Here is a 21,711-nt window from a genome sequence, read left to right as displayed (position 1 = left end):
ACAAAATAGATTCTAGCTTAGTAGCCCAGATTTTAGCTTAGCGTGGATAGATTTTATCTCATTTATATATGATTCTATCCCTTGCTCTAGGCTGTATTTTGGCTTATATCCTAGCACGCTAGCATTTGGCTGTATATCGGCTTGGGTATGAGTCTGAAAAAACGGATATGGATTTTTGAAATACTCCACCTCAAAATCCCCCAAATGATTTTTTAGAATCGCTACGATTTCATTATAGCTTCGTGATAGTCCTGTGCCGACATTATAGATTCCACTTTTTGGGATAGAGTCAAGTTTTTGCATCTCAAACCCCTCGCTCATTGCCAAAACATTTGCAGCCACCACATCATCAATATACACAAAATCCCTCTTTTGCTCGCCTTTTTCGATAAGCCTAACTTTTTTGGATTCTAGTGCTTGAAGTCCTAGCTGAAGTATCATTGAGGCTGTCTTGCCTTTGTAAAATTCTCTGCCACCATAGACATTAAAATACCTTAGCCCAAATATTGGCAAATGCGGTGCGTTTGCCAAAATCTTGCGCACACTTTTATCCATAGCTAGCTTTGAAAATCCATAAATATTTTGCGGTTCTTCACTCTTACCTACGACATTTGGCGCAGGAGTGTTGCCATAAGTAGCAGCCGAGCTAGCATAGACTACTACGGCATTTTTTTTCAGCGCGATATGAAGTAGCTCTAAAAATGCGTGATGATTGGTGTTTATCATTAGTTTTTGATTTTCCACAGTCGTATCACTGATAGCAGCCTGATGAAACACCACATCAAAATCTAGCTCTTGAAGTAAATCTAGCCCCTCGTTTAAATCCCGCGCGATAATCTCGCCATTAAACCCGATAAGATTTTTAAAATGCCCTAGTGAAGTTGGATTGCCATTTGGGAAGCTACTGCCATCGCGGAATTTATCTAGCACGATTACGCGTGTGCTAGGGAAATACTCTTGGAAAAAAAACGCGAGATTGCTCCCTATAAATCCCGCTCCACCCGTGATAAGAACGGCTTTGTTTGCAAGCCTTGCTCGCGCTTTTTCTATGATTTCTTTATCTATGCCTTTTGGGTTTTCATTTTCACTTGGGCTATTTTTTGCCAAACTCATTGTCGCTCCTTTTTTTGGATTTTACTTTTTTTGGATTTTGCTTTTTGCTAGATTTTGGGGTTTAAAATATTATTCATCACTTCTCTTGCTTCGCTAAGTGTGGCTAGCGTATGTAGATTGCTTATGTTTTTTACTTGTGAGCTAAATGCCTTGCTTACAAAAAGTTTGTGTCTTATTCCGCCCTCTTGCCCTGCCTGCATATCTGTGATTTTATCCCCGATGATAAAGCTCTCATCTAAATTGACATTATAGTCTTTTTTGGCTTGCTCTATCATCGCGCTTTTTGGCTTGCGACACTCACACTCCTCATCAGGCGAATGCGGACAAAAATAAATGCTATCAAATTTAAATCCAAGTCTAGCTTGCACTTGAGATTGCATATATGAGCTAAGTTTTTTGAAATCCTCTAGCGTATAAAATCCCCTACCGATTCCGCTTTGATTGGTTACTACAAGTAGCAGGTAGCCTCTCTCTTTGCAAAACTTCAGCAAGTCAAAAATCCCATCTTGGAATTCAAAATCCTCTTGCTTATACACATAGCCTATGTCTTTGTTTATGATTCCATCTCTATCAAAAAACACCGCTTTTGTGCCACTTTTTTTAGTCGCATTACTCATCATTTCCCTTTAAAAGATTTTACTAATCATAATAAAACCCTTATAAATAGTCAATAAACCAACACTTAACATAAGCAAAAAACTGATTTTAAAAAATATATTTTGGTATTTGCCAAACGCTCTAACACCACTTCCTAGCACACCAAGCCCTAGCATAAATGGCAAAGTCCCTAGCCAAAAAGCTAGCATAATCACCACCGAGCTAAATATCGCTTGTGCGCCATCTAGCCCTGCATTTAGTGCATTTAGCGCAAAAAAATACACTAGCCCGCAAGGCAAAAATCCACTCAAAATCCCAAGCACAAAAAAGCTAGCCAAACTCGGCGAAAATAGCAATCTACCAAAAACACGCCCAAAGATTCCAGCTTTTGATAGATTTGGCTCTAAATGTCGCAATACTTTGGGGAAAAATCCAAAACATAGCGCATACACCACAAGCAAAACCCCAATAACAATACCACCAAAATCACGCACAAGCATATTTACCCCAAGTCCCTCTCCCAAAAATGCAAAAACAATACCAATGCAGATATAGCTAAACAATCGCCCAAGATTATAAGCAATATGCCCTAGCAATGATGAGAATGTGCGTAGTAATGATATAGGGAATTTAGCAGAATCTTGGGATTTTTGTGAGTTTTGAATATTTTGTGAATTTTTTGGAGCGGATTTGATACTTGCATAAGCGATGACTATACTTCCACACATTCCACCACAATGCGCAAACGATAGACTAAACGCGCTAGCAAGCACAAGCCACAAATGCAATGAATCAAAATCTATCAACACTATATTTGCCTTGAAGTTTTGGATTTTTATATTTTTGCAAAATATTTAAGAATCTTAAAAGTGAAATTTTCACAAAGCATTTTTACAAAACCTAGATAAAGCCTAGATTTTTATTTTTGATTTTTTTTATCAAGTGGTTTTTACAAGTTAAGTGATTTTTTACCTAGTGTTTTGTTTTCTTTGACATTCTAGCATTTTATGGCAAGTTGCGCTGCCAAATCTAAAAATATTAAAGCGAAATATATTATAATTTTGCCGTGCATTGCTTTAGTCTAAGTGCTTTTAAGCAAGCACAAAAAATCAAAAAAAGGAGATTCTCACAATGAAACAGGCATTAAAAAAGTGTCTTTTTGGGTTTTTTGTCGTTGTAGGTGGCTTCATCGCTTCAGTTATTGCAGAGCCTAGCCAAGAATCTCATCGATTCTCTTTTAGCGGGGAGCTAGAAGCATTTAATAAGTTTGGATTTTATAATGGTATCTCGCCAACTGATAGCTATGGCTATATTTTGGGCACGATAAGCGGAATCTACTCGCACAAGTTTGCAAATGATTCTACGCTAAGATTTGAGCTAGGAGGTGCTGGTGCTGGACTAGCTTATGATTCTACGCGGAGGGCTAGCCAAGCAGGAGATGCGGGGCTAGCATACAACTATGTGGGCTACTACGCAGGGTATCGCGGTAGTAGAGCTGCCACTGCCACAAACACGCACAACTTCTACATTCACAACGCGCATTTAGCATACAATAGCGAGCGCGTAAGCCTAAAAGCAGGTAGATTTATGCACGATGATGATAACTATGTCGTAGGGCTTATGGAGGGCGCGGACTTGAGGGCAGATTTTGCCAAATTTGACAAAGGTGGAATCTATGGACGAGTAGAGGGGGTAAGTGCCTTTGCGTTGCTAGGCGATGGATTTTTTTGGGATTTTACGCAAGCCTACGCACCAAATGGACTGCTAGGAGCGCAGTTTGGAGGCTATGTAGCCTTTGGAGAGGCTTCCAAGTTTGACATAAACGCGTTTTATTACTATGGGATTAGCGAGTATAGCGCACCGGGCGTGGATATGAAGCTAGATTTTGAGAGAGCAAGGCAAGAGGGCGAAGATTCTAGTAAAAAAGGCTTTGCCTCAAGCACGAGAATCAATGCGATTTTCCCCATCTATGACACGCTAAAAATGGAAGTAGCCCCGCTTTTAGGAAATTTCCTAAAAAATGAAAATGGCTCAAATGAGGGCTTCACTTCTAGCATTTTGGCAAGGCAGGATTTTAGATTTTATGCGGGCGATAAAGGCGAATATCTGCTAGGAATAGCCGCGTATAAAAATATCGGGCTTTCTCACGCTCGCGTAGGGCTATATGGCTCGCCACTAGGTGTAAATATCTGGGATAATAGCGTCTATGGCGTAGGTCCTTCACTAAATGGCATAGTCTATAAAGACGCCATAAGTGCCTTTGTTTTCACAAAAGCAAGCTATGAAAATCTCGCTACATTCTTGCAAGGACTTCAAGCAGGGCTAGACTTTCGCTACACTACAAACACAGGTAGCGCAAAGGCGTTAGAGGAGTATTCACTAAAACTTAGCCTAGATTTTACCCTTACCAAAAATGTCGCACTTAGCATAATAGGAAACTACTACACAAGCATATTGTTTGACAACAACGCTTTGAATGTAGGCTTTGGTGGTAGTGGTGGCGAAGTCTCTCGCGGAAAATCACTAGATAGAAGCTATGTGATGACAAAGATTTCACTTAGCATTTAGTGAGTTTGGGTGTTTGGTGGATTTTGCTTTTTAAGCGTTTATTTTTATCGCTATGCAAAATCATTTTGCCACAGATAAATATTTGATTGCAAATTTTGCAAAATCAATATTTGTCGTGGCTTTTTGTGCTTTTTATGTTTCTTTGTGTGTAGCAAAATTTTGGTGTAGCTTTTTTGCCACTGCCAAAATCGCTTATGCGGATTTTGACAAGCCTAGCAAATCCTAAAGCATTTGCTAGGCTTAGTTTTGCACTCCATTTTTTTATAGAATTAAAAGATTTTTATACTTTTCCTCATTTTTTTTACTTTTTTTCACTTTTTCCCCTTGACTGATAGTTGCTCTCATCTTTTATAATTACACTTTTATGTAAGTTTGCATTAGCGCATTCTAAATTGTTGTCATTTATAAAAAGGAGAATCCACCCAAATGTTTTCAAAGTTTTTTATCAATCGCCCCGCATTCTCTACTGTGGGTGCTATCATTATCATCATCGCAGGACTACTTTGTATGCGCTCTCTCCCCATTGAGCAATACCCAAAAGTCGTCCCAACCCAAATCACTATCCAAGCAAACTACCCCGGTGCAAGTGCCAAGACACTCTCCACAAGTGTGGCAAGTATCATTGAAAATAGCGTAAATGGCGTGGAGGATATGCTCTATATGAGCTCTAGCTCTAGCTCGGCTGGGCAGCTTAGCATAATGGTGTATTTTAGCAATGACGCAAACCCAGACATTGCCCTTGTCAATGTCAATAACCGCGTGCAAGCCGTGCTTAGTCAGCTCCCTACCGAAGTGCAGCGACTAGGCGTAACGGTGGAGAGACGCTCCACCGCGCCTATTGGAATGTATCATTTGTATTCGAGCAATCCCGTGCACGACCAGCTTTTCATCGCAAACTATGCAATACTTAATGTCATCGATGAGCTAAAGCGCATTCAAGGCGTGGGTGGCGTGGAGCTATGGAGTTTGCAAGATTATGCGATGAGGATTTGGCTAGAGCCAGACAAACTCCAGCAATACAACCTCTCTCCCCTAGAAGTGCTTAGCAAAGTCCAAGAGCAAAACGCGCAGTTTGCGCCCGGACATTTTGGCAAAGAGCCTGTCAAACAAACGCAATTCACTTATAGCATTATCACCAAAGGGCTTTTATCCACGCCACAAGAATTTGAAAACATCATTATCCGCTCCAATTCTGATGGCTCTTCGCTTCGCTTGCGTGATGTAGCGCGAGTAGAGCTAGGGGCGCGGGATTATCTCACGGATAATTATTATAATTCCACGCCTAGCGTGCCTATTCGTATCACGCTTCAGCCCGGGGCAAATATGCTTGAAGTAACAGATAATGTCAATAAAACAATGCAAGCCCTAAGCGCGAAATTCCCCGATGGTATGAGCTACTCAAACCCTTTCCGCCCCACAGAATTTATCACCGCCTCTATCAATGAAGTGATAAAAACTTTCATCGAAGCAATCGTGCTTGTGGTGCTTGTGATTTATGTGTTTTTGGGAAGTTTGAGGGCGACTATTATCCCTGTGCTTGCTATCCCTGTTTCTATCATTGGGACTTTTGCAGGGCTGTATGCCTTTGGATTTTCCATAAACCTCCTTACACTTTTTGGGCTGATTTTGGCAATCGGCATTGTCGTAGATGACGCTATTATCGTCATCGAAAATGTCGAGCGCATAATACACCAAAAGCACCTAAGCGCGAAAGAAGCCACCATAGAATCTATGCGCGAAATCACAGGTCCTGTGGTGGCTATCGTGCTTGTGCTAAGTGCTGTGTTTTTACCCGTAACCTTTATGAGTGGCTTTAGCGGGGAGTTTTATCGCCAATTTGCCATTACTATTGTCGTGTCAGTAGTGATTTCAGGCTTTGTCGCACTTACCCTTACCCCCGCACTTTGCGCGCTGTTTCTCAAAGGCGGGCATACCAAGCCCATTAAGCCGATTAGAATCTTCAATCTCTTTTTTGAGAAACTCACTTTTAAATTCTCGACTACTCTTGCGCGTGCGCTTAAGCGCGGGTTACTTATGCTATGTCTTTTTGGGGCAATCCTCTTTGCGACATTTGGGCTGTTTAAAAACACGCCAACTTCGCTCGTGCCAAAAGAAGATATGGGAATCATCACCGTGCATACGATTTTGCCAGAGGGCAGCGCACTCTCGCGCACCATAGAAGTGCAAAAATACTTAATCGACACCCTAAGCAAAAACCCACTCATAGCCGAGCAAACCACAATCACAGGATATAGTTTCCTCGCAGGGAGCTTCAAAAACAACGGCGGAATCGCTTGGCCAAGGCTTATCCCGTGGAGTGAGCGCAAAGGCAAAGGACAGAGCGATAAAGAAATAATCCGCGATGTCCAAGCCCAGCTTGATAGCTATCCAAACGCGAAGTTTATCATCGGGCAAGCCCCTACGATTATCGGGCTTGATTCTAGCGGGGTAAATGCCTATATCCAAAGCAGGGGCGGAGGCAGTATGGAGGAGCTGAAGCGATATACTGATGAAATCATCGCTAAAGCAAGCCAACGCAAAGAATTTAGCAGGATTTTTACTAGCTTTGCAGTAGATACGCCACAATATGAAGTCGTGCTAAATAGGGAAGCTGCAAGTGCGCTAAATGTCAGCATTAACGATGTGTTTGCCACTATGCAAATGACATTTGGAAGCTATTATGTCAATAATTTTGAAGCCTTTGATAGGACATTTCGCGTGATAATGCAAGCAGATTCTGACTATCGCGCTTCGCCAGAGGATTTGAGCAAAATCTATGTAAAATCGCGCGATAACAACCTAATCCCGCTTAGCTCGCTTGTGTCCTTTAGCCGAATCGTAGGAGCTGAAATCATCAATCGCTTCAATCTCTTCCCCGCAGCACAGATTCAAGGATTTCTAAGTATGGGATACTCTAGCGGAGAGGCGATGAAAGCCCTAGAGGAAGTGGCTAGCGAAGTGCTGCCACCAGAATATGACATAGCCTATGCAGGCTCAAGCTACCAAGAGAAAGCAAGCTCTAGTAGCGGAGGTGTGGCGTTTGTCTTTGGGCTTATTTTTGTGTTTTTGATTCTCGTGGCGCAGTATGAAAAATGGCTAATGCCCATAGCCGTGCTTACTGCCGTGCCTTTTGGTGTGTTTGGCGCGATACTAGCGACATTTTTGCGCGGTGGGAATAACGACATATATTTCCAAGTGGGCTTGCTAGTCCTCATAGCACTTAGTGCCAAAAACGCCATTCTTATCGTGGAGTTTGCCACGCATTTGCGCGAGAGAGAGGGGCTAAGTATTATTGAGTCTGCCATAGAAGCAGCCAAACTGCGATTTCGCCCTATTGTGATGACTTCGCTATGCTTCTCACTTGGCGTGCTTCCTCTAGCACTCTCAAGCGGTGCAGGTGCGCTCTCACGGCACTCTATCGGCACAGGCGTGATAGGCGGAATGCTCGCAGCGACTTTCATCGCGGTATTTTTCGTGCCATTATTTTATAGCTACTTAGCAAGGCTCGGGGAGTTTTTAAGCGAAAAAATCAAATCAAAAATGCGGTAGTTGGGGTTAAACTAAAATCTAGTTTTACTAAGCTAAAGTGCGAAATAAATCTCACTTTTTAAAATCGCTTTTTGCATTTTATTGCTTATGCAAAAGTGTTTTTTTAAGTGATTTTTGCACTTTTTTGATAAAAAGATAATGTAAAATTTCAAGCGAAAAATCACAGATTTTGCACCAAAATCAAACACTTTCTTTAAGGAGAAGCGATGAAAATAGCGATAAATGGCTTTGGCAGAATGGGACGCTGCATAGCTAGAATCATTTTGGCTAGAGAGCAAGCGGGCGAAAATATCGAGCTTGTAGGGATAAATGACATCGCAAATAGCCAAAATCTAGCCTATCTTTTTGGCAGAGATTCTATTCATCGCGCTCCAGATTTTCGCGTAGAGCTAGAAAGCACACAAGAAAAACAAATAAACCACCTCATCATCACACCCCACACAGATTCTACAAAAAGTGTCCCCAAAAAGCGCGTTCCGCTTTTTGCTTGTGCCGACCCAAAGGAGCTAGATTTTGGCACACTTGGTGCAGAAGTGGTAGTGGAATCTAGCGGGCGATTTCTTACCACCGATGAAGTCGCTCATCACTTAGAAAAAGGCGTGCAAAAAGTCATCATCTCCGCCCCTGCCAAAGATAGCACACCCACCTTTGTGCTAGGGGTAAATCACACCCAATACAAAGGCGAGCCTATCATCTCAAACGCTTCTTGCACGACAAACTGCCTAGCCCCCATCGCTATGCTTTTGGAGCGTGAGTTTGGCATACTAAAAGCTAGCCTTAGCACCATACACAGCTATACAAACGACCAGCAGCTACTAGATGTCCCTCACAGAAGCGACAAACGCCGCTCACGCGCTGCCGCGCTAAATATTATCCCCACCACCACAGGCGCAGCAAAAGCCCTCTACAAAGTTTTGCCAACGCTAAAAGATAAGATTCACGGGCATTCTTTGCGCGTGCCTGTGCCAGATGTATCAATGGTAGACTTAAACGCATATCTTGCAAAGCAAGCAAGCGCAGAGTCCATAAACGCACTATTTGAAGAGCAATCCAAAGGTGCGCTAAAAGGGATTTTGGGCATTGATAAAGATTTTGGTGTGAGTAGCGATTTTTTGGGCGATAGCAGGAGCTCTATCGTGGCGCAAGACTTGACATTTTCGCTAGGAAATATGAGCAAAATAATGGCGTGGTATGACAACGAATGGGGCTACTCCACACGCATAATTGATATGGCGAAATTTATCTTAGAGAGGTAGTTTTTGGAGTTTTAGGCAGAGTTTTAGGCAGAGTTTTAGGCAGAGTTTTAGGCAGAGTTTTAGGCAAGGAATTTTTAGTGTGGCGTTATTTTTGCTCTTTTATTGCAGATTTTCTCAATAGCAAATCCACAAAATCCCACCGCATAATCCCACCACCCGCTTCAATGATTCTCCTCCACCCACTTCAGCTATCCCTCCACATTACAGCTATTCCCCCGCTTCAACTACTTCTTAAAAATAATCAACTCATAAGAGCTTTTTTGCGTCATCACAGGGTTGCTACTTTTGGAGGCTTGTGTCCTTAGCTCCTCTATGGTGCTATCTAGCTCATCTAGCCGCTCCTTTAGTCGTAGGATAATATCCACACCCGCGAGATTTACGCCCAAATCCCGCGTAAGTCGCAAAATCGTCTTAATCTTGTCAATATCCCTTTGTGAATACAACCTCATCTTGCCATCTGTCCTGCCCGGCTCGATAAGCCCCTCTTTTTCGTATTGTCGCAAAGTCTGTGGGTGGATTTCAAGGATTTTTGCCACCACGCTGATAAGATACACAGGCTCATCATAGCTATACATTTTTGCTCCTTTTTGGTGTTTGGCTTTTTGCTTTTTTGTGATATTGCTAGGGCTTAGCTATCTTTGTCCAAAAGCTCATCTTTTAGCTTTTGGACTAATTCGGCTGATAGGCTATCCACGCTTGGCAAAATCACATTTGCCCTTAGATACAAATCCCCCATTTGCCCGCTTTTTAGGTTTTTTGCACCGAGTTCTTTTATGCGAAATTTCTGCGCGTTTTTGGTGTTTTGAGGGATTTTTAGCGTTACTTCTTTGTGAAGGGTTGGCACAGTTACTTTCCCGCCAAATAGTGCCACCCCCAAAGGCACATCAAAATCGCATACCAAATCATCGCCATCGCGCTCATACTTCTCGCTAGGAAGCACAGAGATTTTTAGTAGCAAGTCGCCATTGCCCCCCTTGCCTTTGTGCCCCTTGCCTCGCACGCGGATACTTTTGCCCTCGCTTATGCCCGCTGGGATTTTAAACTTGATTGTCTCGCCATTTAGCGATACGGTATGCTCCCCACCCAAAATCGCCAAATCAAAAGGAATACTAAGCCTTGCTTGGATGTCCAAATCCTCGCTAAAGCCACCAAATCCCCCACCACTAAATCCGCTAAACCCACCTCTAAAGTTCCCACCAAAGCCCCCACCAAAGCCACTATTAAACCCACCTAGCCCGCCAAAAATCTGGCTTAGGATTTCATCTAGCCCTGCTGCCCCGCCTTGAGAGCGAGCGAAATCGTGGAAATTCTGCCCCCCAAACATACTATCGCCAAATTGGTCATATTGTGCGCGTTTTTGCGGGTCGCTTAGGATTTCATAAGCCGCATTTATTTCTTTAAACTTCTCTTCGGCTTCTTTTTGTTTATTCACATCAGGGTGATATTTGCGAGCAAGTTTGCGATAGGATTTTTTTATATCATCTTGGCTTGCGCTCTCGCTGACTTCAAGCGTGTCATAGAGACTTTTGCTCATTTGCTACTCCTTAAATATTTTGTGCGTTTATTATCATAGATTTTGGGGCAATCTTAAGTGCTATTGTATCATAAAACTTTAGTGTTATGCTATCAATTTATAAACAAAAAGAAAATCCAATAAACAAAAATCTAGCATAAAATCTAGCGCACAGATTCCACCAAAATTTGCCCAAAATCTATGCCAATATTTACAAAAACATAAAAAAGACAAGCTAAACTTAAAGTGCATTGAAATTTACACAAAAAGGAGAAACGATGCGAACTTCAACACTTAGCGCGAATCGCGCCAATCACACTTTAGTCTCAAATGCTAGACACCTAAGCCTTGCAGCTTGCTTGGCTTGCTCTTTGGCATTTGTGCCAAACCTCGCAAGTGCAGAGTCTAGTGCGCCATTTGTCGGTGTGGAGCTAGGCTATGGCGAGGGCAGAGTAAATACAGACCTATATTATCTACGCGGTGTCCAATACGGAATCACAGCGGGCTATAAGCAGTTTTTTATGCCTTATGTGGGCTTGCGCTACTATGCAAATTTCTCTGTTATGCACGCACCGGGTGCTTATGACAAAGACGGCAATGAAGACATAACACTCAAGAACAAAACAACCTCTTTGCTAAACTACGGAGTAAATGTAGACTTCCTAGCGAACTTCGTAGCGGGCGAGGACTTTGACTTCGGTGCGTTTGTCGGTGTGGGCGTGGGTGCATACACTTGGCTAAAGAGCGGATACCTAGAAAATGCACCTAGCGATTGGAAACTGACGCATCTTGATGTAGCACTAAATGTGGGGCTTCGCACCAATATCGCCAAAAATCACGGCATAGAAGTGGTAGGGAGGGTGTCTTTTCTGGATGGAAATGTATATAAGGGCACAAGTCCCAAAGGCGAACCCTCCAAAATTGATGTTTCACACCCATATAGCGTAACTGCTCGCTACACTTATAGCTTCTAGGGGGATTTGGGAGGGTTTGTTTGGATAGATAGCTTTAGGAGGGGGATTTAGGCAGATTTAGGATTGCTTAGATTTGCTTAAGGCTTACTTATGTTTATCAGGCTTGTTTATCGGGCATTTTGGAGGGGGATAGGTTTTGCTTCTTTTTGCTTCTTTTTGCTTCTTTTTATTTGGATTTACTTCACTTTTTTGCCTCGTGTTTTTGCTTTGATTTTTTAACTTTAGCTTTTTAAAACTTCGCTTTTTTTATTTCGCTTCTTTTTGCTTCATTTTCCTTGCTTTGTTTTTCATTTTAGAAAGATTGAGCGTTTTACAAAGGTGCGCAAAGCAAAAGCATAACTCTGTGTCGCTTGGTTTGGGATTGATTGGATTTTGTGCGCTATATTTCTGTGTTTGTGCCAAGAGATAGCTTCTAAAAGCGCAAATATATCTAAAAGCCTTAATCTTTAAGGAGAAAGGAGAAATCAAATGCTTCATAAAATCATATTTAGCAAAATCCGCGCTGTGTCAGTGGCGTTTGTAGGGATTGTGCTTTTGGGCTTAAACAGCTTAGTCGGCTTAAACGCAGGAGAGCTAAAGGTAGGTGCTACACCCGTGCCAGCTGCAGAGATACTAGAGTTTGCCAAGCCACTTTTGGAAAAAAAGGGCGTAAAAATGAGTGTGGTTAGCTTCACAGACTATATCACGCCAGATATTGCTTTGGGAGAGAAAAGCCTTGATGCGACACTTCATCAGCACAAGCCCTTTATGGAAAAAATGGCGCGAGATAGGAAGCTAGACTTAGTAGCAATCTCTCCTATTTACATTATCCCGCTTGGATTTTACTCCAAAAAGTTTAAGACCGTAGAGGCTATACCAGAGGGCGCGACTATCGCTATCCCAAACGACCCTACGAACTATTCTAGGGCGTTGATTTTGCTGCACGATAATGGTGTAATCACGCTAAAAAATCCCCAAAATCTAGCTAGCACAGAAGCAGACATCATCAAAAATCCTCGCAAATTTCGCTTTAAGCCTGTCGAGGCTGCGACTTTGCCACGCGTGCTAGATGGGATTGATGCGGCGGTGATAAATGGCAACTACGCCTTGCAAGCAAAAATGAGCCTAAAAAACTCGTTTTTTCACGAGAGTGAGAAAAGCGCGTATGTCAATGTGCTTGTTACGCGCAGTGATAATGCCTCAAGCAAAGACATAGCCACGCTAAAAGAAGTGCTACTAGGCGATGAAGTAGCAGGCTTTATCCTCACAAAATATAAGGGCGAGATTTTGCCTGTGAAAATGCCTGCAAAAAAGTAAAACACCGAGAAATAAACCAAACAAAAAGGAGCAAAAATGCTAAAAAATGCAAAAATAAGTAAAAATCTAAAAAAAATTGTAGTAGCACTTGGAGTGTGCGGAATGCTTGCTTGCCCAAGTGTAGCAGGAGAGCTAAAGGTAGGTGCTACGCCTGTGCCTCACGCACAGATTTTGAGATTTATCACACCCGCGCTAAAAGCTCAAGGCGTGGATTTGAAAATCATAGATTTTACCGACTATGTGATGCCAAATCTAGCACTAGAAGAAAAAAACCTAGATGCGAACTTTATGCAGCACAAGCCGTTTTTAGATAAGATTAGCAAGGATAGAAATCTGCATCTAAAAGCCATAGCAAATGTCCATATCGAGCCTATCGGGGCGTATTCTAAAAAAATCAAAAACATAAAAGAGCTAAAAAATGGTGCGCTTGTGCTTATCCCAAATGACCCCACAAACGGCGGTAGAGCACTAATCCTACTTCACAACAATGGACTTATCACGCTAAAAGATTCCACCAATCTAAGCTCTAATGAATCTGACATAATCAAAAATCCCAAAAAGCTAAAAATCAAAGCATTGGAAGCGGCGATTTTGCCAAAGGCACTTGGTGATGGGGATTTGGCAGTGATAAATGGCAACTATGCTATGCAAATAGGGCTTACCACAAAAGACGCGCTAATCGTGGAGGACTCTCGCTCGCCCTATGCAAATATCCTCGTGGTGCGTGAGGGCGATGAGGGCAAAGAGGACATAATAAAGCTAAAAAATGCCTTGCAAAGCGCGGAGCTAAAGGCATTTTTGCTAGAAAACTATAAAGGCGAGATTGTCCCTGCATTTTAGTGGTTTTTGAGGGGGTTGGTTTTGTTTTGTGGATTGTGCGTTCTATGACTGTGGCTTCGTTTTATGTGTTATGCCTGCATTTTATGGAGGGTTGTAGCTTAGGTGGTTGTCTTAAGTTTGGCTTCGTTTTATGGTTCTGTTTCGTTTGAGTGATTGTGTTTTTACGCTTTTGTGTTGCTACCGCGCTTTTGGGTGTGGGGGTGTGATAGAGGCGCGATTTATCTCACTATATTATTTGGTGCGTTTCTCGCCTCTATCTTTTTTTGTCGTATTTTGGATTCTAGCTTTGCGTAGCAAAATTAGCTAGCAAAGACTAGAATCTTTATGAAAAAATGTAAATACTTCTATTACTTACTAAAGAAACTGCGCCACGCTTGCTTTACAAAAGAAACCAAAGGCTTTCTAAAGAAACTTCGACTTTACTTTGCTCCTAAAAAACTGCGCTACGCTTGTTTTCTAAAGAAACTGCGCTTCGCTTGTTTTGCGTAGCAAAATCTCGGCAATCCATATTCCAATCGTCATTGCGAGAGAATCCGCAAGGATTCTCGTGGCAATCCAAAAAAAAAAAAAACCAAAAAAAGAAATAGATTGCGAGCAAATGCTAACGCATTTGCTCGCAATGACGGAAAAAACCACCCCACCCCCCAAAAAAACCTCGCGCTAAGAGAGTGAGATTTTTAAACCTCTGCGACACAATTTTATCATTTTGAAGAGGGGCTTAATAAAATACTTCACAAAAAAAAGAGAGGGGAAATTTTGCAAGATAAGAGGGGGAAAGTGGTGTTATCTACCACAAAAAAGTCCCTCCCCCATAGCCGATGGATTTAAGGAGTGATGCATTTGCAAGGTGGAATCAAAAAGTAGTTTTTTTGTTACATATAAAATTTTTTGCAATATTAAGGTTTTGCAAGAAGGCAAAATATATCAATGTAGGCTTGTCATACTTAAGCTAAATATCCAAAAAGTGTAGAAGTATAAAAAATATTTAGATATTTTTGCTTTTTGTAAAATCTCAAATATAGCAAGAAAACTTAATATGACAATATCAAAAAGCTAAATAATCTCATCATTCATTTCTTAAAACGACTAAGGCGTCAATCTCGCTTGCCTTTTTGGCGGGATAAAAAGATGAGAGGCACACGATGATACTCGCGCCTATGATTGTAGCGATGAAGTCAAGCACACTTAAATCAAGCGGTAGCTTACTCACGCCATAGACATCAGCGGGCAGGCTTATGATAGGGAAAGTATCTAGCACCCACAGCACCACACCACTAAGCACGATTCCAAAGGCGATTCCACAAAATCCAATAGTAATGCCTAGATAGAAAAATGTCTTTTTGATTTCGGCTTTGCTCGCACCTAGACTTAGAAGCAGGGCGATTTCTTTGCGGCGATTCATCACTACCATTAGAAGTGAGCTTATGATATTTAGGCTTGCCATTAGTATAATAAGCATTAGCACGATAAAAAGCACATTTTTTTCTAAATCCATAGCGGCAAAAAGATTGCTATTTTTTTGCCACCAGCCCTCTATGGTGTATTTGCCACCATAGATTTTGCCTATCTCTATCCCCTCTTTGGAGCTAAGAAACACCCTCAAAGGAGCTATGTCCTCCATAGGCTTTGATGAATGGATATGAATCCCATCAAAAATATCAGTAGGGCGGTTTTTTACCGCTGCGATTGCTTCAATATTTGCATACATATAGGCAGTGTCATACGCACTTATCCCAGAGCTAAATCCACCAAAAAGGCTAAATCGCTTCATCGTAGGGCTTAGCACTAGCCCTGTGGGCTCTAGTCGCGTAAAATATAGCGTGATTTTGTCCCCTTTCTCAAGGAAGTGAGAATCTATAATGCTATTGCCAATGATGATTGCAAAGCGATTTTGAGAGAAAGACTCTAGGGCAGAAGCAAGAGTGGGATTTGTCTGTGGATTTAGATTTGGGTTTGTCTCTAGAGATTTGTCCTCAAAGACATTATTCTCAAAGGTATTTTTTATGAAAGCATTTGCAAAGACGGGGTTTATCCTCGCTTCTCTTTTGGCATCTATGCCAAAAACTATGCCAGCTTCCATTGAACCATCGATTTTGGCGACACTTTGGGCAGAGATATAGGGGCTAAAGGCTAGATTTGGGAAGTGCTTCTCTAGGCTATCTAGCAGGGCACGAGGCACGCCAGAGCGATTTAGCGAATGAAGTGTAAGCGGATAGCTCATCACAAACAATCGCTTTTCAAATTCTTTACTCATTCCATTCATTATCGCCATAGCCACCACTAGCACCATTACCCCTATGCCAATCCCAAGAAACGCCAAAATCGCCGTGATAGAGATAAATGGTTGTGTTTTATCGAAGCGCAAAAATTTGCGATGCAAAAATGCAGGTAGACATTTTGCTTTACTATGTGCTTTGCCTGCATTAGAGGATTTTGCTAGGGATTCTAGCGTGAAGTCTTGGTGTTTTGGCATTTGGCTACTTTATTTAGGTTTGCTAGATTTTTGTTGGCTAGATTTTTGTTGGCTTAGATTTTATTGCTTAGGTTATTTTGCAAGCATTCCCTTTTTTGGTCCGCTTTTGCCGTGGCAGAGTTTAAACTTTTTGCCACTACCGCACGGACAAGGCTCATTTCTAGAGACTTTGCGTCCAAATGGCTTAGAATCCGCACCACTTATTGAGCTAGATTCTAGTTCATCGGTGTTGTAGGCTAGCTCATTTTCAGGTGTTTGCAAATCCTCAATAATCTCTTGGGTTTGCTCGCTAGAATCCTTTGTCTCCACTAGCTCAATGATATGAAGCATTTTTATGGCTTGGTATTTTATGGATTCTATCAGCTCTATAAAAAGATTGTAGCTTTCTTTTTTGTATTCGACAAGCGGGTCTTTTTGGTTGTATCCGCGCAGTCCTATGCCTGTCTTTAGCGTATCCATTGTGTAGAGATGCTCGCGCCATTCGTTATCAAGCACTTGCAGGTAAATGATTCGCTCGATTTCGTTTTTGCGATTGGGGGGGAGCTTTGACATTTTGGTTTCATACTCTTGCGTTATCACGCTTAGCACTTCATCAAATAGTGCTAGCTCGTTTTGGGAATCTAGTCTAGATATATCACCCTCAAATCCAAACTCATCTTGCAAGACTTTGCTAAGAGAATCAATATTTACAGAGCCATCATCACTATTTGCCCTCACTTGCTCAAACGCCCTCTCTAGCGCAAGAGTGCGGTTTTGCTCCACTCGCTCACTCATATCAAATTCACTATCAAGGAGTTCATTGCGGAATTTATACACGCTTTTTCGTTGCTCATTTGCGACATCATCGTATTCTAGTAAGTGCTTGCGAGACTCAAAGTGTAGATTTTCTACCTTTTTTTGCGCATTTTGCACCGAGCGCGTTACAAGCCCTGACTCAATATGCTCGCCATCTTTTAGCCCTAGCTTTTCCATAATGCCTTTTAACTTATCGCTGCCAAAGATTCTTAGCAAAGAATCCTCTAGGCTTAAATAAAATTGACTTACCCCCGGGTCGCCCTGCCTGCCACTTCGTCCGCGAAGCTGATTGTCGATTCTGCGACTTTCGTGTCGCTCTGTGCCGATGATATATAGCCCGCCTAGCTCTTTGACTTCGTCATTTATCTTTATATCCACGCCTCTTCCTGCCATATTTGTAGCGATTGTTACGCTTCCCTTTAGCCCTGCGTCTTTGATGATTTCGGCTTCTTTTGTGTGTTGCTTAGCGTTTAGCACGGTGTGTGGGATTTTTTGCTTTTTTAGCAGTTCGTGCAAGACTTCGCTTTTTTCAATACTTGCAGTGCCGACAAGCACGGGCTGTCCTTTGGAGTAAAGCTCTTTTATTTTTTCTAGCACAGCGTTAAATTTCTCTCTCTCGCTTTTGTAAATCAAGTCATTCAAATCCTTGCGCAAAATCGGCACATTTGTTGGGATTGAGATGACTTCTAGATTATAAATCTGCAAAAACTCGCTCGCTTCAGTCTGTGCTGTGCCTGTCATACCTGCTAGCTTGTCATATAGGCGAAAGTAGTTTTGGAAAGTAATGTCTGCTAGCGTTTGGCTTTCTTCTTTTATCTGCACGCCCTCTTTTGCCTCTAGTGCTTGGTGTAGCCCCTCGCTAAACCTCCTCCCCTCACTTAGTCGCCCTGTAAATTCATCTACGATTACGATTTCATCGCCATTTTCGCCACCTTGCACGACATAGTCTTTGTCTTTGAAAAACAAATAATTTGCTTTAAGTGCTTGGTCTAGATGATGAGAGAGTGCGGCATTTTCTATGCTGTATAGATTTTCTACGCCAAAGGCTTGTTCAGCTTTTTTGATTCCCTCCTCTGTGATTAAAATCACGCGATTTTTTTCATCGATAGTGAAATCTATCTCGGCTTTGAGGGATTTTGCTACTTTGTCGGCGGATTGGTAGTTTTCCATTTTGCGATTGGCAGGTCCAGAGATGATAAGTGGCGTGCGTGCTTCATCTATGAGGATAGAATCCACCTCATCGATGATAGCATAAGCGTGGTGTTTTTGGACTTTGGATTCTAGGTTGTATTTCATATTATCACGCAAATAGTCAAATCCAAATTCATTGTTTGTGCCATAGACTATGTCTTTTGAGTAGGTTTCTAGTCTCTCTCCCTCGCCTTTGTCTGTGCTAGTGATTACCCCCACGCTAAATCCCAAAAACTCATACAAAGCTCCCATATCGCTTGCATCTCTAGCAGCAAGATAGTCATTTACCGTTACGATATGCACGCCTTTGCCACTTAGTGCGTTTAGACATACAGCAAGTGTGGCGACAAGGGTTTTGCCCTCGCCCGTTTTCATCTCTGCGATTCGCCCGTCATTTAGCACCATTCCACCGATGAGCTGGACATCAAAATGCCTCATACCAAGTGTGCGCACACTTGCTTCACGCGTGATAGCAAAGCACTCTTCAAGCACAGAATCTAGTGCGTAGTGTAGTGCTTTTTTGGTGTCTAGATTGCCGTGCTTATCAGCTTTGGAATGCGTAGCGATGCTCTCTTGGACGCGAGATTTTAGATGGGCAAATCGCTCTTGTAATTCGCTATCACTAAGGGATTTTAGGCTTGGTTCTAGGGCGTTTATGGATTCTACTCGCTTGTGGTATTTTTTTACAAGTTTGTCATTGCGGGAGCTAATGATATTTCCAAAAAGTGTTTTAAGCATAGTGCGACCTTGTTATTAAGGATTTGCCAAAAAGGCAAAAGATTAGGGAATTATAGTCAAAATATCTTTAATTAGCGTTTAATGCAGATTTTAGTTTGGTTAAAGATTTTGTTAGAAATCACTCTGCAAAAATAATCCAAATAAAAATCTTGTTGTGTTTGGCATTTTTCTTTAGGCTTATTTCTTAGAGATTTTTTGTATTTAAATATTTGCTAGCTATAAAATAACAAAACGCAAAAGCCAAAAAATCCTTAAAAAATACATAAAATCTACATAAAAATATTACTTTTAGAAACACTATGTGATTTTTTCATCATTTTTTGTTACTTTATTTTGCAAAATGGTAAAAAAATCTTTACACTTTAGCAAGCCTTGTGCGAAAAGCTAAGGTGAAATCTAAAAACAAAAGGAGAAAAGATGAGAAAAGTAGCAAGCGTCCAAGACGCTAAAGCAAGATTTTACAAATTTGTTTCGTTTAGAAATAAATTTTGTATATATCTCTCGCTTGTGATTTTGGTTTGTTACTATGCGTTTGTCGCAAGTGTAGGATTTTTCCCCGAAGTGCTGGGCTATCGGCTAGGACCTAGCTCGATTACGCTTGGCATTATGCTAGGCATTGGCATTATTGTCATATCAATCGCTAGCACGGGCATTTACACGCTTTTTGCGAACAAATACTTTGACAAAGAGCAGGCGCAAATCATTGAGGATTTGCAAGAGAGTGGCGCGCTAGAGTCGATGATAAAGGGCGAATCTAGCGATAAATCCCAAGAGGAATCCAATGACAAAAATCAAAAAACCAAAGGAGGTGCAAAATGAAAAAACTCTTTTTATTGTTTGCATTGTTTGGCACACTTAGTGGCTCATTTGCCGCAGGGCTTGATACAAGCGCACTCACGCAGGGCGAGCGCAATTATTTTGCGATAGGAATGTTTCTAGTTTTTGTGCTAGCCACGCTTGGAATTACCTATTTTTCGAGCAAAAAGTCTCAATCCGCGCAAGGATTTTACACCGCTGGAGGCAATATCACAGGAATGCAAAATGGCATTGCCATAGCGGGGGATTATATGAGCGCGGCGAGCTTTTTAGGTATTGTCGGGCTCGTGTTTGCAAATGGCTTTGATGGGCTGATTTATGCGATTGGATTTTTGGTAGGGTGGCCTATCGTGCTATTTCTCATTGCAGAGAAATTCCGCAATTTAGGCAAATACACCTTTGCGGATATTATCGCGTATCGTCTAGATTCTAAAAAGGTGCGCACTATTTCGGCTATTTCTGGCTTAAGCGTGGTGGTGTTTTATCTAATCGCTCAAATGGTGGGCGCAGGCGGGCTTATCCAAGTGCTTTTTGGACTGCCTTATTCTTATGCCGTTATCATCGTTGGAATCCTAATGATTTGCTATGTAACCTTTGGCGGAATGCACGCCACCACTTGGGTGCAAATCATCAAAGCCTGCTTATTGCTCGGTGGAGCGACATTTATGGCGATTATGATTCTCTACTTAAGCGGATTTGATTTGGCGCGCTACTTTGAAATGGCAATCGCAAACCACGCAAAAGGCGAGGCGATAATGGAGCCGGGCACATTTTTACCAGACCCTGTGAGTGCGATTTCACTAGGGCTTGCGCTGATGTTTGGCACGGCGGGACTGCCTCATATCCTTATGCGCTTTTTTACGGTCAAAAACGCCAAAGAAGCGCGAAAATCGGTGTTTTATGCCACAGGGCTAATCGGGTATTTCTACATTCTTACCTTTGTCATCGGCTTTGGCGCGATTGCCTTTTTGCTCGGGAATCCAGACTTTATAAACGAGCAAGGGCAATTCACAATCCCGCCAAATATGGAAGCTGTGCTACTTGCTAAAGTGCTTGGTGGGGATATTTTGCTAGGCTTTATCTCTGCGGTGGCGTTTGCTACGATTTTGGCAGTGGTGGCAGGGCTTGCTATTTCAGGGGCGAGCGCGATAAGCCACGATTTGTTTGTCAATGTCTGCAAAGACGGCAAATGCGACCCAAAAACTGAAATGCGCGTAACCAAAGGCGCGACTATCTCTCTTGGGATTTTGGCTATCATTTTGGGGCTTGGCTTTGAGGGGCAAAATGTCGCATTTACGGTGGGACTAGCCTTTGCAATCGCTGCGAGCGTGAATTTCCCAATCATTTTGCTTTGCATTTATTGGAAAAATCTAACGACAAATGGCGTGCTATATGGCGGAATCATCGGGCTAGTGGCTGTGCTAGCACTTGTGGTGCTAAGCCCTAGCGTGTGGGTAAGTGTGCTAGGCTTTGAAAGCGCGATATTCCCCTACAATCACCCTGCGATTTTCTCTATGCCACTGACATTTGTGGCGATTTGGGCAATATCAAAGCTAGATTTAAGCAAGAGAGCTGCTAAAGATAAGGCTGGATTTGCCGCGCAAGACTTCCGCGCTCAAAGTGGAATCGGCATAAGCGAAGCTGTGGCGCATTAGGGGTTTGGAGTATTTGTGGCGTTTACACTTGCTTGCACTTAATCTATGATTATTTTGCACTTATTTGCAATGGCGAGGAACTGCGATAGAATTTAGTAGCAGATTCCTTGCCTTGCATATCGTTGTATTCTTGCCATTGCCCTGCTTTGTAAATCCATTGCAAGTCAAGGAAAATTTAAGTAGTGCAAAAAATCGCTGATTATGACTTGCTACACTTTTGGATTTTTTAGTGAAGTTCTAAAGTGTAGCAAGTTGTGATTACATAATTAAATGATTTTGCCACTTTTTATAATGCTTGGCTAAAATATCAGCACTAACCAAAAATTCTTAAATCCAA

Annotated in this window: 16 protein-coding genes; 9 read left to right on the top strand and 7 right to left on the bottom strand. The window is 42.0% G+C overall.

Annotated elements, in window-relative coordinates; all coding sequences use genetic code 11:
* Positions 1-12: 12 nt before the first annotated feature.
* From rfaD to HMPREF2086_RS09860, 3 genes are read right to left on the bottom strand one after another with little or no spacing between them, the layout of a single operon-like run.
* Positions 13-1,113, bottom strand: a complete 1,101-nt coding sequence (gene rfaD, locus HMPREF2086_RS09870; RefSeq protein WP_023928696.1) for an ADP-glyceromanno-heptose 6-epimerase — start codon at positions 1,111-1,113, stop codon at positions 13-15.
* Positions 1,114-1,160: 47 nt separating this feature from the next.
* Positions 1,161-1,730, bottom strand: coding sequence for a D-glycero-alpha-D-manno-heptose-1,7-bisphosphate 7-phosphatase (locus tag HMPREF2086_RS09865; protein WP_023928694.1), 570 nt, complete (start codon positions 1,728-1,730; stop codon positions 1,161-1,163).
* 9 nt (positions 1,731-1,739) lie between these two features.
* Positions 1,740-2,519: a sulfite exporter TauE/SafE family protein gene (locus HMPREF2086_RS09860; protein WP_023928692.1), complete on the bottom strand. Its 780-nt coding sequence runs from the start codon at positions 2,517-2,519 to the stop codon at positions 1,740-1,742.
* Positions 2,520-2,841: 322 nt separating this feature from the next.
* Between HMPREF2086_RS09860 and HMPREF2086_RS09855 the strand changes: the two genes are divergently transcribed.
* The 4 genes from HMPREF2086_RS09855 (at position 2,842) to gap (ending at position 9,083) form a co-directional block, all read left to right on the top strand.
* On the top strand, positions 2,842-4,278 hold the full coding sequence (locus HMPREF2086_RS09855) for an outer membrane family protein (RefSeq protein WP_023928690.1): 1,437 nt from the start codon (positions 2,842-2,844) through the stop codon (positions 4,276-4,278).
* 52 nt (positions 4,279-4,330) lie between these two features.
* Positions 4,331-4,504, top strand: coding sequence for a hypothetical protein (locus HMPREF2086_RS11850; RefSeq protein ID WP_156921340.1), 174 nt, complete (start codon positions 4,331-4,333; stop codon positions 4,502-4,504).
* 200 nt (positions 4,505-4,704) lie between these two features.
* Entirely contained in the window at positions 4,705-7,827 is a 3,123-nt protein-coding gene (locus HMPREF2086_RS09850) for an efflux RND transporter permease subunit (RefSeq protein ID WP_023928689.1), read from the top strand.
* Positions 7,828-8,033: 206 nt separating this feature from the next.
* A complete protein-coding gene (gene gap / locus HMPREF2086_RS09845; protein ID WP_023928688.1) occupies positions 8,034-9,083 on the top strand; it encodes a type I glyceraldehyde-3-phosphate dehydrogenase in 1,050 nt (349 codons plus the stop codon).
* Positions 9,084-9,307: 224 nt separating this feature from the next.
* Here gap and HMPREF2086_RS09840 read toward each other — a convergent pair whose 3' ends face one another.
* Complete coding sequence (locus HMPREF2086_RS09840) at positions 9,308-9,658, bottom strand: heat shock protein transcriptional repressor HspR (RefSeq protein WP_023928687.1); 351 nt, start codon at positions 9,656-9,658, stop codon at positions 9,308-9,310.
* A gap of 53 nt (positions 9,659-9,711) precedes the next feature.
* On the bottom strand, positions 9,712-10,617 hold the full coding sequence (locus HMPREF2086_RS09835; protein WP_023928686.1) for a DnaJ C-terminal domain-containing protein: 906 nt from the start codon (positions 10,615-10,617) through the stop codon (positions 9,712-9,714).
* 257 nt (positions 10,618-10,874) lie between these two features.
* Here HMPREF2086_RS09835 and HMPREF2086_RS09830 point away from each other — a divergent pair, with 257 nt between their 5' ends.
* From HMPREF2086_RS09830 to HMPREF2086_RS11840, 3 genes are all read left to right on the top strand, one after another.
* On the top strand, positions 10,875-11,570 hold the full coding sequence (locus HMPREF2086_RS09830; protein WP_023928685.1) for an outer membrane beta-barrel protein: 696 nt from the start codon (positions 10,875-10,877) through the stop codon (positions 11,568-11,570).
* Positions 11,571-12,038: 468 nt separating this feature from the next.
* The gene (locus HMPREF2086_RS11845) at positions 12,039-12,866 is read left to right on the top strand and encodes a MetQ/NlpA family ABC transporter substrate-binding protein (protein ID WP_023928684.1); all 828 of its coding nucleotides are present in this window, start codon (positions 12,039-12,041) and stop codon (positions 12,864-12,866) included.
* 36 nt (positions 12,867-12,902) lie between these two features.
* A complete protein-coding gene (locus tag HMPREF2086_RS11840) occupies positions 12,903-13,706 on the top strand; it encodes a MetQ/NlpA family ABC transporter substrate-binding protein (protein WP_023928683.1) in 804 nt (267 codons plus the stop codon).
* A gap of 1,066 nt (positions 13,707-14,772) precedes the next feature.
* Here the strand turns inward: HMPREF2086_RS11840 and HMPREF2086_RS09810 are convergent.
* Both HMPREF2086_RS09810 and secA read right to left on the bottom strand, forming a co-directional pair.
* Positions 14,773-16,179: an ABC transporter permease gene (locus HMPREF2086_RS09810; protein WP_023928682.1), complete on the bottom strand. Its 1,407-nt coding sequence runs from the start codon at positions 16,177-16,179 to the stop codon at positions 14,773-14,775.
* Between the two features lie 72 nt (positions 16,180-16,251).
* A complete protein-coding gene (gene secA / locus HMPREF2086_RS09805; RefSeq protein ID WP_023928680.1) occupies positions 16,252-18,903 on the bottom strand; it encodes a preprotein translocase subunit SecA in 2,652 nt (883 codons plus the stop codon).
* Between the two features lie 417 nt (positions 18,904-19,320).
* Between secA and HMPREF2086_RS09800 the strand changes: the two genes are divergently transcribed.
* Positions 19,321-19,722, top strand: coding sequence for a DUF485 domain-containing protein (locus HMPREF2086_RS09800; protein ID WP_023928679.1), 402 nt, complete (start codon positions 19,321-19,323; stop codon positions 19,720-19,722).
* On the top strand, positions 19,719-21,374 hold the full coding sequence (locus HMPREF2086_RS09795) for a cation acetate symporter (RefSeq protein WP_023928678.1): 1,656 nt from the start codon (positions 19,719-19,721) through the stop codon (positions 21,372-21,374). Before HMPREF2086_RS09800 ends, HMPREF2086_RS09795 begins: the two co-directional genes overlap by 4 nt.
* Positions 21,375-21,711 lie beyond the last annotated feature (337 nt).

Source organism: Helicobacter macacae MIT 99-5501, from assembly GCF_000507845.1.
GTDB lineage: Bacteria > Campylobacterota > Campylobacteria > Campylobacterales > Helicobacteraceae > Helicobacter_B > Helicobacter_B macacae.
Note: the sequence above shows the minus strand (reverse complement) of the source record. Positions and strands in the feature narration are given on the sequence as shown.